11 protein-coding genes are annotated in these 14,214 nt (G+C 69.8%); 4 read left to right on the forward strand and 7 right to left on the reverse strand.

Annotated features, from left to right (window positions below):
- Positions 1-92 precede the first annotated feature (92 nt).
- Complete coding sequence (locus CEK68_RS08235; protein ID WP_017911097.1) at positions 93-554, reverse strand: cytochrome c; 462 nt, start codon at positions 552-554, stop codon at positions 93-95.
- Positions 555-561: 7 nt separating this feature from the next.
- A complete protein-coding gene (locus tag CEK68_RS08240) occupies positions 562-945 on the reverse strand; it encodes a cytochrome c (RefSeq protein ID WP_026143839.1) in 384 nt (127 codons plus the stop codon).
- A gap of 194 nt (positions 946-1,139) precedes the next feature.
- Between CEK68_RS08240 and CEK68_RS08245 the strand changes: the two genes are divergently transcribed.
- The 3 genes from CEK68_RS08245 to CEK68_RS08255 are packed head-to-tail and all read left to right on the forward strand — an operon-like array spanning position 1,140 to position 8,847.
- Positions 1,140-2,258 carry an efflux RND transporter periplasmic adaptor subunit gene (locus tag CEK68_RS08245; RefSeq protein ID WP_152239110.1) on the forward strand — a complete coding sequence of 373 codons (1,119 nt, stop codon included), beginning with the start codon at positions 1,140-1,142 and terminating at the stop codon, positions 2,256-2,258.
- Positions 2,258-5,764 carry an efflux RND transporter permease subunit gene (locus CEK68_RS08250; RefSeq protein ID WP_152239111.1) on the forward strand — a complete coding sequence of 1,169 codons (3,507 nt, stop codon included), beginning with the start codon at positions 2,258-2,260 and terminating at the stop codon, positions 5,762-5,764. Before CEK68_RS08245 ends, CEK68_RS08250 begins: the two co-directional genes overlap by 1 nt.
- Positions 5,761-8,847, forward strand: a complete 3,087-nt coding sequence (locus CEK68_RS08255) for an efflux RND transporter permease subunit (RefSeq protein ID WP_152239112.1) — start codon at positions 5,761-5,763, stop codon at positions 8,845-8,847. Before CEK68_RS08250 ends, CEK68_RS08255 begins: the two co-directional genes overlap by 4 nt.
- A gap of 131 nt (positions 8,848-8,978) precedes the next feature.
- On the opposite strand, the gene CEK68_RS08260 is transcribed toward CEK68_RS08255, so the two are convergent.
- From CEK68_RS08260 to ykgO, 5 genes are all read right to left on the reverse strand, one after another.
- Positions 8,979-10,259: a TraB/GumN family protein gene (locus CEK68_RS08260; protein ID WP_193314139.1), complete on the reverse strand. Its 1,281-nt coding sequence runs from the start codon at positions 10,257-10,259 to the stop codon at positions 8,979-8,981.
- Positions 10,260-10,416: 157 nt separating this feature from the next.
- Positions 10,417-11,301 carry a carbon-nitrogen hydrolase gene (locus CEK68_RS08265; protein WP_152239114.1) on the reverse strand — a complete coding sequence of 295 codons (885 nt, stop codon included), beginning with the start codon at positions 11,299-11,301 and terminating at the stop codon, positions 10,417-10,419.
- A 141-nt stretch (positions 11,302-11,442) separates the two neighbouring features.
- Positions 11,443-12,480, reverse strand: a complete 1,038-nt coding sequence (locus tag CEK68_RS08270; protein WP_017910697.1) for an agmatine deiminase family protein — start codon at positions 12,478-12,480, stop codon at positions 11,443-11,445.
- A 168-nt stretch (positions 12,481-12,648) separates the two neighbouring features.
- Entirely contained in the window at positions 12,649-12,978 is a 330-nt protein-coding gene (locus CEK68_RS08275) for a hypothetical protein (RefSeq protein ID WP_017913727.1), read from the reverse strand.
- Positions 12,979-13,105: 127 nt separating this feature from the next.
- The gene (gene ykgO / locus CEK68_RS08280; protein ID WP_010342887.1) at positions 13,106-13,231 is read right to left on the reverse strand and encodes a type B 50S ribosomal protein L36; all 126 of its coding nucleotides are present in this window, start codon (positions 13,229-13,231) and stop codon (positions 13,106-13,108) included.
- 172 nt (positions 13,232-13,403) lie between these two features.
- On the opposite strand from ykgO, the gene cmk reads away from it, so the two are divergent.
- A complete protein-coding gene (gene cmk, locus CEK68_RS08285) occupies positions 13,404-14,075 on the forward strand; it encodes a (d)CMP kinase (RefSeq protein WP_017910699.1) in 672 nt (223 codons plus the stop codon).
- Positions 14,076-14,214 lie beyond the last annotated feature (139 nt).

Genomic DNA, 14,214 nt, shown 5'->3' on the forward strand with positions numbered 1-14,214 from the left:
TGTGCGCAGTCCCGTCGCCGCTGCTCGGCGCAGCCTGGTGCAGGCGGCCACGCGCGTCACACGGCGTGCGTGGTGCCCTGCGCGCAAGGCGCTCAGTTCACGCCGTGCAAATCGCGCAACTGGCTGCTGCGCGAGCCGAAGTAGGCGGCCAGGTCGGCGATGTCCTGGTCGCTCAGCTGCGCTGCCTGCGGGCTCATCAGCGGATGCGTGCGGGTGCCGCCGCGGTAGGCCTGCAGCGCGTGCGCGAGGTAGTCGCCGTACTGGCCGCCGAGCTTGGGATAGGTCGGGTCGATCGGCGCGTTGCCGTCGGCGCCGTGGCAGTCGATGCAGCTCTGCCCGGTGGCCTTGCCCTTGGCGTGGGCCAGCTTGTCGCCGGCGTCGATGCGCCCGCCGGGCAGGCCGGCGGAGGAGCCGGAACCGTGCTCGCCGCTGGCGTGGCCAGGGTCGCCGGCGGATTTGCTGGTGGATTCCACCTGCGATTGCGAACAGGCCCCCAGGCACAGGGCGGCAAGCAGGACGAGGGCGGGACGCAAGGCGTGCGCGGCGTTCGGCATGGGAGGCCTACTTGAGGGTGGACAGGAAAGCGGCGATGTCGGCGATCTCCTGGTCGGAGAAGCTTTCCGCCTGGGCCTGCATGGTCGGATGCTTGCGCTTGCCGAGCCGGTATTCGGTCAGCGCCTGGGTCAGGTACTGCGCCGACTGCCCGCCGATCTTGGGGATGCGGTAGCTGGGATAGGCGTTCTTGTAGCCGGTGACGCCGTGGCAGCCCTGGCAGGTGTAGGTGAGCACCCGGCCGTTGGCCGCGTTGCCCTGAACAGGCGCAGGTGCCGCGGCTGCGGCAGCGGGAGCGGCGGGCGCCGGCGCGGTCTGCGCCATCGCCGGGGCGGCCCCAACAGAAACGAGTACGGCCAGAGCAAAACAAGCGGCTAGCGGCTGCGTGCGCATGGTTTCGTGGTCCGGAGGACGGATTGGGGTTCCGGCGTGGGGGAACACGGAACGGCCCGAGTATAGCCTCACCTTTCGCGGCTCCGAAACTGGCGGCGGTGGACGACCCGTGACCTTTGGGGCATTCGGCACGACGTCGATTGGTGATCTACTTATCTACAACACCATTCACGCCATCCACCAAGGACACGACGATGACGCGACCGCTCACGCGCCGCACTGCCACTTGCGCTGCCGCGCTGTTGGTCACCACCACGCTGCTGCTGAGCGCCTGCAAGCCGGCGGCGGAGGCCAAGGCCAAGGCCGCCGACAGCGAAAAGGCGCCGGAGGCGGTGCCGGTGGAGGTGGCGGCGGCCAGCCGCCGTGCGGTGGCGGCCAGCTACAGCGGCACCGCGGCGCTGGAGGCGCGCGCCGAATCGCAGGTGGTGGCCAAGACCTCCGGCGTGGCCCTGGCGGTGCTGGCCGAGGAAGGCCAGCAGGTGCGCGCCGGGCAGCCGCTGGTGCGCCTGGACCCGGACCGTGCGCGGCTGGCGTTGGCGCAGAGCGAGGCGCAGCTGCGCAAGCTGGAGAACAACTACCGCCGCTCGCAGCAGCTGGTGGGCCAGCAACTGGTCAGCGCCGCCGACGTCGACCAGATCAAGTACGACCTGGCCAACGTGCGCGCGCAACACCAGTTGGCCGCGCTGGAGCTGTCCTATGCCACGGTGGTGGCGCCGATCTCCGGGGTGATCGCCTCGCGTTCGATCAAGACCGGCAACTTCGTGCAGATCAATACGCCGATCTTCCGCATCGTCGACGACTCGCGGCTGGAGGCCACGCTCAACGTGCCCGAGCGCGAACTGGCCACGCTCAAGACCGGGCAGCCGGTGACCCTGCTGGCCGACGCGCTGCCGGGCAAGCAGTTCCGCGGCCGGGTCGACCGCATCGCGCCGGTGGTGGATGCCGGCAGCGGCACCTTCCGCGTGGTCTGCGCCTTCGACGAAGGGGCGGAGGCGCTGCAGCCGGGCATGTTCGGCCGCATCCGCATCGATTACGACCAGCGCGCCGATGCGCTGGTGGTGCCGCGGCTGGCGCTGCTCGACGACGGCGAGCCGGCGGTGTTCCGCGTGGTTGCCGGCAAGGTCGCGCGGGTGCCGGTGACCCTGGGCTATGCCGAGGGGCCGTGGGTGGAGATCCGCCAGGGCCTGCAGGCCGGCGACCAGGTGGTCACCGCCGGCAAGGTCGCGCTGCGCGACGGCAGCCGCGTGCAGGTGATCGCGCCGCAGCGCGAGGTGGCCGACGCCGCCCCGGCCGCCACCGCCGGAGCGCGCTGATGCACGGCGCCGATTCCGACGCGCACGCACCGCCTGCGCCCGCCGCCGCGCACGGTGGCGGCCTGGTCGAATTCGCCACCCGCCGCCGCGTGACCATCGCGATGATCACGCTGACCATGCTGCTGTTCGGCGCGATCGCGCTGCACGGGCTCAAGGTCAACCTGCTGCCGGACCTGAGCTATCCGACCCTGACCGTGCGCACCGAGTACGCCGGCGCTGCGCCGTCGGAGATCGAGACGCTGGTGACCGAGCCGGTCGAAGAAGCCGTCGGCGTGGTCAAGAACCTGCGCAAGCTCAAGTCGGTCTCGCGCACCGGGCAGAGCGACGTGGTGCTGGAGTTCGCCTGGGGCACCAACATGGACCAGGCCAGCCTGGAGGTGCGCGACAAGATGGAGGCGCTGTCGCTGCCGCTGGAGGCCAAGGCGCCGGTGCTGCTGCGCTTCAATCCCTCCACCCAACCGATCATGCGCCTGGTGCTGTCGAGCAAGACCGCCGCGCACAGCGACGCCGAGGCGGTGCGCGCGCTGACCCAGTTGCGTCGCTACGCCGACGAGGACCTGAAGAAGAAGCTGGAGCCGGTGGCGGGCGTGGCCGCGGTCAAGGTCGGCGGCGGGCTGGAGGACGAGATCCAGGTGGATATCGACCAGCAGCGGCTGGCGCAGCTCAACATGCCGATCGACACGGTGATCGCGCGGCTCAAGGACGAGAACGTCAATCTCTCCGGCGGACGCCTGGAGCAGGGCACGCAGCGCTACCTGGTGCGCACCGTCAACCAGTTCGCCGACCTGGACGAGATCCGCAACCTGTTGCTGACCACCCAGGGCGCCGGCGGCAACGCGGCCGACGCGGCCCTGCAGCAGATGTACGCGATCGCCGCCTTCACCGGCTCGGAAGCCGCGATCGCGGCGGCCTCGGCGGCGCAGAGCGCGACGTCCAGCACCACCACCACCGTCGCCGGCGGCATGCCGATCCGACTCAAGGACGTGGCGCAGGTGCGGCAGGGCTACAAGGAGCGCGAGGCGATCATCCGCCTGGGCGGCAAGGAGGCGGTGGAACTGGCCATCTACAAGGAGGGCGACGCCAACACCGTGGCCACCGCGGCGGCGCTGCGCAAGCGCCTGGAACAACTGCAGGCGCAGATTCCTGCCGACGCCGAACTGACCACGCTGGAAGACCAGTCGCGCTTCATCGAACACGCCATCGGCGACGTCAAGAAGGACGCGGTGATCGGCGGCCTGCTGGCGATCCTGATCATCTTCCTGTTCCTGCGCGATGGGTGGAGCACGTTCGTGATCGGCCTGTCGCTGCCGGTGTCGATCGTGACCACGTTCTTCTTCATGGACAGGCTCGGCCTGAGCCTCAACGTGATGTCGCTGGGCGGGCTGGCGCTGGCCACGGGCCTGGTGGTGGACGACTCGATCGTGGTGCTGGAAAGCATCGCCAAGGCACGCGAGCGCGGCCTGAGCGTGCTCGATGCGGCGATCGTCGGCACCCGCGAGGTGGGCATGGCGGTGGTCGCCTCGACCCTGACCACGATCGCGGTGTTCCTGCCGCTGGTGTTCGTGGAGGGCGTGGCCGGGCAACTGTTCCGCGACCAGGCGTTGACCGTGGCGATCGCCATCGCGATCTCGCTGGTGGTGTCGATGACCCTGATCCCGATGCTCAGCTCGCTGAAGGGCCGTGCGCCGCTGGCGTTCCCGGTGGAGCCGGCGCCGCCGCACTGGCAGCCGCGGCGCGGCTGGCTGAAGCCGCTGGCCTGGAGCCGGCGCGGCGCAGGTGCGGCGGTGCGCGGCGTGTTCTTCGGCGCGGCCTGGCTGTGCGTGCGGCTGTGGCGCGGTGCGGTGGCGGTGGTCGCCCCGGTGATGCGCAAGGCCAGCGCCCTGGCGATGGCGCCGTACGCGCTGGCCGAGCGCGGCTATCTGCGGCTGCTGCCGGGTGCGTTGGCGCGTCCCGGCTGGGTGCTGGGGCTGGCGGCGCTGGCCTTCGCCGCGACCCTGGCGGTGGCGCCGCTGCTGGGCGCCGACCTGATCCCGCAGTTGGCGCAGGACCGCTTCGAGATGACGGTGAAGCTGCCGGCCGGCACGCCGCTGCGGCAGACCGATGCGCTGGTGCGCGAACTGCAGGAGGTGCACGGCAAGGACGCGGGCGTGCAGGCGCTGTACGGGGTCAGCGGCAGCGGCACCCGGCTCGACGCCAACCCCACCGAAAGCGGCGAGAACATCGGCAAGCTGACCATCGCCATGGCCGGCGGCGGCAGCGCGCAGTTCGAGGCGCAGCAGAGCGAGCGCATGCGCGCGACGATGCGCAACCATCCGGGCGTGCAGGTCGGTTTCAGCCGGCCGGAGCTGTTCAGTTTCTCCACGCCGCTGGAGATCGAACTGCGCGGCCAGGACCTGCAGACCATCCAGCACGCCGGGCAGAAGCTGGCGGCGCTGCTGCGCGGCAACGGCCACTTCGCCGACGTCAAATCCACGGTGGAGGAGGGCTTCCCGGAGATCCAGATCCGCTTCGACCAGGAGCGTGCCGGCGCGTTGGGACTGACCACGCGGCAGATCGCCGACGTGGTGGTGAAGAAGGTGCGCGGCGACGTCGCCACCCGCTACAGCTTCCGCGACCGCAAGATCGACGTGCTGGTGCGCGCGCAGCAGAGCGACCGCGCCAGCGTCGACAGCATCCGCCGGCTGATCGTCAATCCGGGCAGCAGCCGGCCGGTGACCCTGGACGCGGTCGCCGACGTGGTCGCCACCACCGGCCCCAGCGAGATCCACCGCGCCGACCAGATCCGTGTGGCGATCGTCTCGGCCAATCTGCGCGACATCGACCTGGGTACGGCGGTGCGCGAGGTGGGCGAGATGGTGGCGCGCGACCCGCTCGGCGCCGGCGTCGGCATGCACATCGGCGGGCAGGGCGAGGAACTGGCGCAGTCGGCGCGCTCGCTGCTGTTCGCGTTCGGTCTGGCGGTGTTCCTGGTGTACCTGGTGATGGCCTCGCAGTTCGAGTCGCTGCTGCACCCGTTCGTCATCCTGTTCACCATCCCGCTGGCGCTGGTCGGCGCGGTGCTGGCGCTGCTGCTGACCGGCAAGCCGGTGTCGGTGGTGGTGTTCATCGGCCTGATCCTGCTGGTGGGCCTGGTGACCAAGAACGCGATCATCCTGATCGACAAGGTCAACCAGTTGCGCGAGGAGGGCGTGGCCAAGCGCGCGGCGCTGATCGAAGGCGCACGCTCGCGGTTGCGGCCGATCGTGATGACCACGCTGTGCACGCTGTTCGGCTTCCTGCCGCTGGCGATCGCCAGCGGCGAGGGCGCCGAGGTGCGCGCGCCGATGGCGATCACCGTGATCGGCGGGCTGCTGGTGTCCACGTTGCTGACCCTGCTGGTGATCCCGGTGGTCTACGACCGCCTGGACCGCCGCGCCGACGCGTACTACGCCGAACGCGGGCGACGTGCGCGGCAACGTGAAAACGGCGAGCGGCGCCTGCAGGACGGCGAGGGCGCGCCGGCATGAGCGTCGCCGAGTTCAGCATCCGCCGTCCGGTCACCACCATCATGTGCTTCGTGTCGCTGGTGGTGGTCGGGCTGATCGCCGCCTTCCGCCTGCCGCTGGAGGCCTTGCCGGACATCTCCGCGCCGTTCCTGTTCGTGCAGCTGCCGTACACCGGCTCGACCCCGGACGAGGTCGAGCGCAACCTGGTGCGGCCGACCGAGGAAGCGCTGGCGACGATGACTGGGATCAAGCGCATGCGCTCGACCGCCACCGCCGACGGCGCCAACATCTTCATCGAGTTCTCCGACTGGGACCGCGACATCGCCATCGCCGCCTCCGATGCGCGCGAGCGTATCGACGCGATCCGCGCCGACCTGCCGGCCGACCTGCGGCGCTACAACGTGTTCAAGTGGTCCAGCAGCGACCAGCCGGTACTGAAGGTGCGCCTGGCCGGCGCAGCCGACCTGACCGGCGCGTACGACATGCTCGACCGCGAGTTCAAGCGCCGCCTGGAGCGCATTCCCGGGGTGGCCAAGGTGTCGGTGTCCGGCGCGCCGCCGAACGAGGTCGAGATCGCCATCGCCCCGGACCGGCTCAGCGCGCACAACCTCAGCCTCAACCAGCTCAGCGAGCGTCTGGGCAAGCTCAACTTCTCGCTGTCGGCCGGGCAGATCGACGACAACGGCCAGCGCCTGCGGGTGCAGCCGGTCGGCGAACTGCGCGACCTGCAGGAGCTGCGCGACCTGGTCATCGACGCCAAGGGCCTGCGCCTGGGCGACATCGCCGAGGTGCGGCTGAAACCGACCCGGATGAGCTACGGGCGGCGCCTGGACGGGCGCCCGGCGGTGGGCCTGGACGTGTTCAAGGAGCGCAGCGCGAATCTGGTCGAGGTCTCGCGCGCGGTGCTGGCCGAGGTCGAGCAGATCCGCAAGCAGCCGGCGCTGAGCGACGTGCAGATCAAGGTCATCGACAACCAGGGCAAGGCGGTGACCTCGTCGCTGGCGGAGCTGGCCGAAGCCGGCGCGGTCGGCCTGCTGCTGTCGGTGACGGTGCTGTTCTTCTTCCTGCGGCACTGGCCATCGACACTGATGGTGACCCTGGCGATCCCGATCTGCTTCGCGATCACCCTGGGTTTCATGTACTTCGCCGGGGTCACCCTCAACATCCTGACCATGATGGGCCTGCTGCTGGCGGTGGGCATGCTGGTGGACAACGCGGTGGTGGTGGTGGAGAGCATCTACCAGGAGCGCGAGCGCATGCCCGACCAGCCGCAGCGCGCCTCCATCCTCGGCACCCGCAATGTCGCCATCGCGCTGTCGGCCGGCACCCTGTGCCACTGCATCGTGTTCCTGCCGAACCTGTTCGGCGAGACCAACAACATCAGCATTTTCATGTCGCAGATTGCCATCACCATCTCGGTGTCGCTGCTGGCGTCGTGGCTGGTGGCGGTGAGCCTGATCCCGATGCTGTCGGCGCGCATGCGCACCCCGGCGCTGGTGCATTCCCCGCACGGGCTGATCCCGCGCCTGCAGCGCCGCTACGCGCGGGTGCTGGCCTGGTCGCTGGCGCATCGCGGCTGGAGCGTGTGCGCGATCGTGCTGATCAGCGCGCTGAGCGTGATCCCGATGCTGCAGACCAAGAAGGACATGTTCGGCGGCGACGGCGGCGAGCAGGTCTTCATCGGCTACCAGTGGAAGGGCGCCTACACGCGCGAGCAGATGGCCGAGGAAGTGACCCGGCTGGAACGCTTCATCGACGCGCGCCGCGCGCAATACCACGTGACCCAGGTGTATTCCTGGTTCAGCGAGGAGGAGGGCAGCAGCACCACGCTGACCGTCGATCTGAAGCAGGTCCGCGACCTGCCGGCACTGATGGAACGCATCCGCAAGGAACTGCCGCGCTCGGCGCGGGTGGATTTCCACGTCGGCAACAGCAACGGCGGCGATGGCGGCAACGGCGGCGGGCAGACCGTGCAGGTGCAATTGGTCGGCGATTCCACCGAGGCGCTGCGCGCGCTCGCCGACGACGTGGTGCCGGTGCTGGCGCGGCGCAAGGAGCTGCGCGACGTGCGCGTGGACAGCGGCGATCGCAGCGCCGAACTGGCGGTGCGGGTGGACCGCGAGCGCGCCGCCGCGTTCGGCTTCAGCGCCGAGCAGGTCGCCAGCTTCGTCGGCCTGGCGCTGCGCGGCGCGTCGCTGCGCGAGTTCCGCCACGGCGACAACGAGGTGCCGGTGTGGGTGCGCTTCGCCGGTGCCGAGCAGACCTCGCCGGAAGACCTGGACAGCTTCAACGTGCGCACCCAGGACGGGCGCAGCGTGCCGCTGCTGAGCCTGGTCGAGACGCAGCCGCGCGCGGCCGCGACCCAGATCGCCCGCACCAACCGGCAGACCACGCTGACCATCACCGCCAACCTCGGTGCCAAGGTCACCGCGCCGGAAGCCAAGCAGGCGATCGAGGACACCCTCAACGCGGTCAGCTTCCCGGTCGGCTACCGTTACAGCTTCGACGGCGCGGACGGCCAGGACGACGACCAGGCCAGCAAGCAGATGCTGTTCAACCTGCTGATCGCGCTGGTGATGATCTACGTGGTCATGGCCGCGATGTTCGAATCGCTGCTGTTCCCGGTGGCGATCATGAGCGGTGTGCTGTTCTCGGTGTTCGGCGTGTTCTGGCTGTTCTGGATCACCGGCACCAGCTTCGGGATCATGGCCTTCATCGGCATCCTGGTGCTGATGGGCGTGGTGGTGAACAACGGCATCGTGATGATCGAGCACATCAACAATCTGCGCCGGCGCGGCCTGGGCCGTACCGAGGCGCTGATCGAAGGCTCGCGCGAGCGCCTGCGGCCGATCATGATGACCATGGGCACGGCGATCCTGGCGATGGTGCCGATCTCGCTGACCACCACGCAGATGTTCGGCGACGGTCCGGCCTACTACCCGATGGCGCGCGCCATCGCCGGCGGCCTGGCGTTCTCGACCGTGGTCAGCCTGCTGTTCCTGCCGACCATCTACGCGATCCTGGACGATCTGAGTAACGGCGTGGCCAACCTGGTGCGTCGCGCGCGTGGGCGTCGCGACGTGGCCGCGCAGATGGTGTCCTGATCAGGAGGCTTCAGACGACCTGTGGGAGGGGCTTCAGCCCCGACGCCGTACCGCCGAGGCGTCGGGGCTGAAGCCCCTCCCACAAAGGCGAACCCGCGCGGTGACAGTTGCCGCCGCCGCGCGGCGGGTACTCAACCCGCCAGCTTGCCGAAGATGCGGAAGCCGGCCAGCCACACGCCGAGCATGCTGCCCAGGTTGGTCAGCAGGAAGGTCAGCACCACCCGCGAGACGCGGTTGCGGTACCAGCCGCGCAGGTTCTGCGCATCGTCGCGCAGCGCCAGGAAATCGCCATAGGCCGGCTTGCGCATGTGCACTTCGACCAGGGCGCTGAACGCCCCGGCCGGCACGCCCGGGCGGAACGGCTTCAGCGGCGCGGCGATGGCGCCGGCGATCACGCTCAGCGGATGCCCGCCGGCCAGGATGCAGCCCAGCCCGGCCAGGCCGCCGGTGAACAGCACCCACTGCAGCAGCAGGTCGGTGCCCAGGGCGAAGCCGCCGTGCCAGTAGCCCCAGGCCACGCCGCCCAGCACCAGCGCGGTCAGGGTCAGGGTGATCCACGGCACCTTCTTCTTGGTTTGCACCTCTTCCAGCGCCTTGCGCAGCGTCGCCGGGTCGTCCTGGTCGCCCTGCAGGTGCCGCGCCAGGCCGGCCAGGTGGCCCGCGCCGACCACCGCCAGCACGTCGCGCACGCCGGCAACGGGGGCGCCATCCAGCGGTTCGGCATTGCCGGCCAGCGGCAGCGCGCGCTGTTGCGCCTGTTCCTCGCGCAGGCGCGTGGCCATGTAGCGGTCGCGCTCGGCGATGATGGTGTCGTACAGCGCCGGGCTCTCGCTGGCGAAATCGCCGAAGCTGGCTTCGAGCATGTCGCCCTGCTTGAGCTTCTCGATCTCCGCCTCGCCGACCTCGTCGGAGGCGAACAGACCGCCGAGCAGGCCGCTGGCCAGCTTCAGCTTGCCGAAGAAGCCGAGCCGGCTGGAGGCGCGCTTGAAGGTCAGGCCGACTTCGCGATCGACCAGGTGCACCGGCAACTGCCGTTCGCGCGCCAGCAGGACTGCGCGCTTGAGTTCGGCGCCGGGCTCGATGCCCAGTTGCTCGGCCAGGCGCCGCTGGTAGGCGGCCAGCGCCAGGTTGGCGGCGAACAGGGCCACGCGGCCCTTGCGGATCACCTGCACCAGATCCAGCTTGGTCAGCGCGTCCGGATCGGTCAGCGCCTGCAGGCGCTGCGGATCCAGTTCCACCGCCACCGCGTCGAAACGGCCGCTGCCGATCGCCCGTTCCACGGCAGCGACGCTGGCCAGGGACACGTGCGCGGTGCCGAGCAGGGTGTAGCGGATGCCATCGCGTTCGACGATGCGGTACGGCTGGCCGTCGAACAGCGCATCGTCGCCGTCGGCCTGGGAAAGTTCGTTCATTCCATCACTCATCGGAGGGCGCCTCGGCAGCGCCGGGGCTCAGCGGGCATGGGGTGTGAGGGCATCGGCCGCGATCGGCATGGGCGCCTGCGGCCGGGTCGCGCCGCGCCGCAGTCAACGGCGCTGCACAAGCAAAGACCCGGCACGGCGCTGCGGGTCAGTCGATGTAGCGCTTCAGCAGGTCGCCGTAGGCATCGATGCGGCGGTCGCGCAGGAACGGCCAGATCCGCCGCACATGCTCGCTGCGCTGCAGGTCCACGTCGCAGACCAGCACGGTCGGCTCGCCACCGGCCTCGGCGATGAACTCGCCCTGCGGCCCGAGCACATGGCTGTTGCCCCAGAACTGGATGCCCGATGTACCCAGCGGCGACGGCTCGTGGCCGACCCGGTTGCAGCTCAGCACCGGCACGCCATTGGCCACGGCATGGCCGCGATGGCTGAGGATCCAGGCATCGCGCTGGCGTTCCTGCTCGGCCTGTTCGTCGCTGGGGTCCCAGCCGATCGCAGTCGGGTACAGCAGCAGTTCGGCGCCGGCCAGGGCCATCAGCCGCGCCGCTTCCGGATACCACTGGTCCCAGCACACCAGCACGCCGAGGCGGCCGACCGAGGTCTGGATCGGGGTGAAGCCCAGATCGCCCGGGGTGAAGTAGAACTTCTCGTAAAAGCCCGGATCGTCGGGGATGTGCATCTTGCGGTACTTGCCCAGCAGGCTGCCGTCCTTTTCGAACACCACCGCGGTGTTGTGGTACAGCCCGGCGGCGCGGCGCTCGAACAGCGAGCCGACCAGGACCACGCCATGGCGCTTGGCCAGCGCGCCCAGGCGCTCGGTGCTGGGGCCGGGAATCGGCTCGGCCAGGTCGAATTCGTCCACCGACTCGTGCTGGCAGAAGTACGCGCCGTTGTGCAGTTCCTGCAGCAGCACCAGCTGCGCGCCCTGCGCGGCAGCCTCGGCCACACGCGATTCGATCGCTGCCAGGTTCGCCGCGGCGTCGCCGTGGTTGCGCTCCTGGATCAGCGCGACGGAAAGAGTGGTTCGGGTCATTGCGGAATCAAGGTTCGCGGTAAACCGGCATGGTAGCGCGGATGGCCGCGCGGCAGGTTCCGGGGAGATGAATCCCGCGCCACGCGTGGCGGCGGCGCGGGTGCTCGGTGCTGCGCCGGCGTGCGGCGCAGCGGCGGCGGCTCAGTCCGCGAGCAGGCCGGCCGGCAGCTGCATGGTGATGCAGTGCAGGCTGCCGTTCTGCCAGATCAGCGCGCGGCAGGGGATCGGCACGATCTCGTGCTGCGGGAAGGCCTGCGCCATCACCGCCTGCGCCTGCGCATCGGCCGCGTCGCCGTAGGCCGGCATCAGCACCGCGCCGTTGACGATCAGGAAGTTGGCGTAGGAGGCGGCCAGGCGCCGGCCCTCATCGATGACCGGCTGCGCCCACGGCAGCGGGAACAGCCTATAGGGCGCGCCCTCGGCGGTACGCAACGCCGCCAGTTCGGCGCCCATCGCCTGCAGTTCGGCGTAGTGCGAATCGCCGGCGTCGTCGCAGGCCTGGTAGACGATCGCATCGGTCCCGGCGAAGCGGGCGAGGGTGTCGATGTGCGCGTCGGTGTCGTCGCCTTCCAGGTAGCCGTGGTCCAGCCACAGCACGCGCTGCTGCGCCAGCCAGTCGGCCAGGTCGTGGCTGAGCGATTCGCGGCTGCGCTGCGGGTGGCGCTCGTGCAGGCACTGCCAGGTGGTCAGCAGGGTGCCGGCGCCGTCGCAGTCGATGGCGCCGCCTTCCAGGGCGAAGTCGATGCGGCGCACGTCGCTGTCGGCGAACAGGCCCTGCTCGGCCAGCACGCTCACCAACTGGTCGTCACGACTGGCCTGGAACTTGCCGCCCCAGCCGGTGAAGCGGAAGTCCAGCAGCTGGAAGCCGCCGCCGGCGCGCGCCAGGGTGATCGGGCCGGAATCGCGCAGCCAGGTGTCGTCGTACTCGGCCTCGACGAAGCGCACCCGCTGCATGTCCACCCGTGCCGAGCGCAGCCGCGCCTCGGCGTAGATCTGCAGGTCGGCGTCGGCCACGCAGATCAGCACCCGCTGGAAGCGCACGATCGCCGCGACCAGGGCGATGTAGGTTTCCTCGACCTCGGCCAGGCGCTCGGCCCAGTCGGTGCCGGCATGCGGCCAGGCGATCAGGATGGCGGACTGGGGCTCCCATTCCGCGGGAAGGCGAAGACGATCAGTCATTGCGACCACTACTCAGGTTGTGCCCGGCATCGCGCCAGGGTGTGTGTCGTTCGTATCCCGCACCGACGGGGCGCGGGAGCTTTGCGCCGCGCCGCGGCTGGGCGACCGCGACGCGGCAGTGCTGGGGTGCTCGGCCAGGCGCACGCGCGACCGGGCGCAGGGTCGGCGTCAGCGGATCGCGGGTTTCGGGCCGATCTCGTTGGCGTCGGCCTTGTTGGCGACCACGTCCACCACCTTCTGTTTCTCGAAGTACACGGTGAAGGCCGGATAGACCCAGCGGTTGATGGTCGGCCATTGCCGCTTCTGGCCGCCACGCGGCTCCAGTTTCTGCTGCGGTGCGCCGTAGCGCGCCTGCACCTGGGCCATGCTCAGGCCGCGCGTCGGCAGCGCCGCGGCGGGTTCTTCCTTGACCCGGTCGACCAGCAGGGTCTCGGCGTGGGCGCCGCCGGCCAGGCCCAACACGGCCAGCAGCGGCAGGACGGACAGACGATGCTTCATCACGTGTACTCCCCAGAGGACGAGCGCCGATTACAGCAAACTTCGATAACAAAAAACCGCCCGAAGGCGGCTTTCGTCGACGACCGGCCACCGCTGCGCGCGGTGCGGCAGGGCAGGCCGGGTCGGATCAGCGCTGACGCGCCTTGAAACGGGGGTTGGACTTGCAGATCACGAAGACCTTGCCGCGGCGGCGGACCACCTTGCAGTCGCGGTGACGGGCCTTCGCCGACTTCAGGGAGGACAGGACTTTCATGGCACACCTCGGCGTAAACTTGTGGATTCGAAGGAGGGCGGCACGGCCGAAACCATGGCGCGGGATCAGTAAGCAGGCGATTGTAGCCTGGTTTTCTTCATGGTTTCAACTGCTTGCGCCAGCCCGGCCGGCGTCGGCGCTACAATGCGCCGCCCCCCGTCCGAGGAACCGCATGAACGAGCCCGCTCCCGTCCTGACCATCGATGGCCCTTCCGGGGCCGGCAAAGGCACCGTCAGCCGCATCGTCGCCGCCCGCCTGGGCTGGCATTACCTGGATTCGGGGGCGCTGTACCGGGCGGTCGGGGTGGCGGCCAGCTGGGCCAATCTGGATATTTCCGACGCCGCCGCCCTGGTGCGCTGCACGTTCGACACCCGGGTGGATTTCGACGAGGTCGCCGATGGCGGCCTGCGGGTGCGGATCAACGGCGCCGATGCCACCGACGAGCTGCGCCTGGAGACCACCGGTGCGGTGGCCTCGGCGATCGCCGCCATCCCCGAGGTGCGTGCGGCGCTGAAACAGCGCCAGCGCGCCTTCCGCACCCCGCCGGGGCTGGTCGCCGACGGCCGCGATATGGGGACGGTGATTTTTCCGGACGCCCCGTACAAGGTGTTCCTGACCGCCAGCGCCGAGGAGCGCGCCCAGCGCCGGCATAAGCAGTTGAAGGAAAAAGGGGTTTCGGTTATATTCGACGACCTGCTGCGCGAGATCATGGCCCGCGACGCACGCGATGCGCAACGCGCGGTGGCCCCGCTGAGGCCGGCAGACGATGCCGTCCTCCTCGATACCACCGGCATGGACATCGACCAGGTGGTGGGCCGCGTCCTGCAGTTGCTGCCGGTCTGAGCGGCACGCAGGGCAGGGCAGCAGTTTGGTGGCGTCATGCACGCCACCGGTTCCTCGTTACACCCGCAACATCCATGTTCCACCGATAGCGTCAAAGGCTCCGCTGCGCAATTCCGCGCTGCGGTTTTTCCATTCCACA

Origin of the sequence: Xanthomonas sp. LMG 12461 (genome assembly GCF_009192935.1) — a bacterium.
Classification (GTDB): Bacteria; Pseudomonadota; Gammaproteobacteria; order Xanthomonadales; family Xanthomonadaceae; genus Xanthomonas_A; species Xanthomonas_A sontii.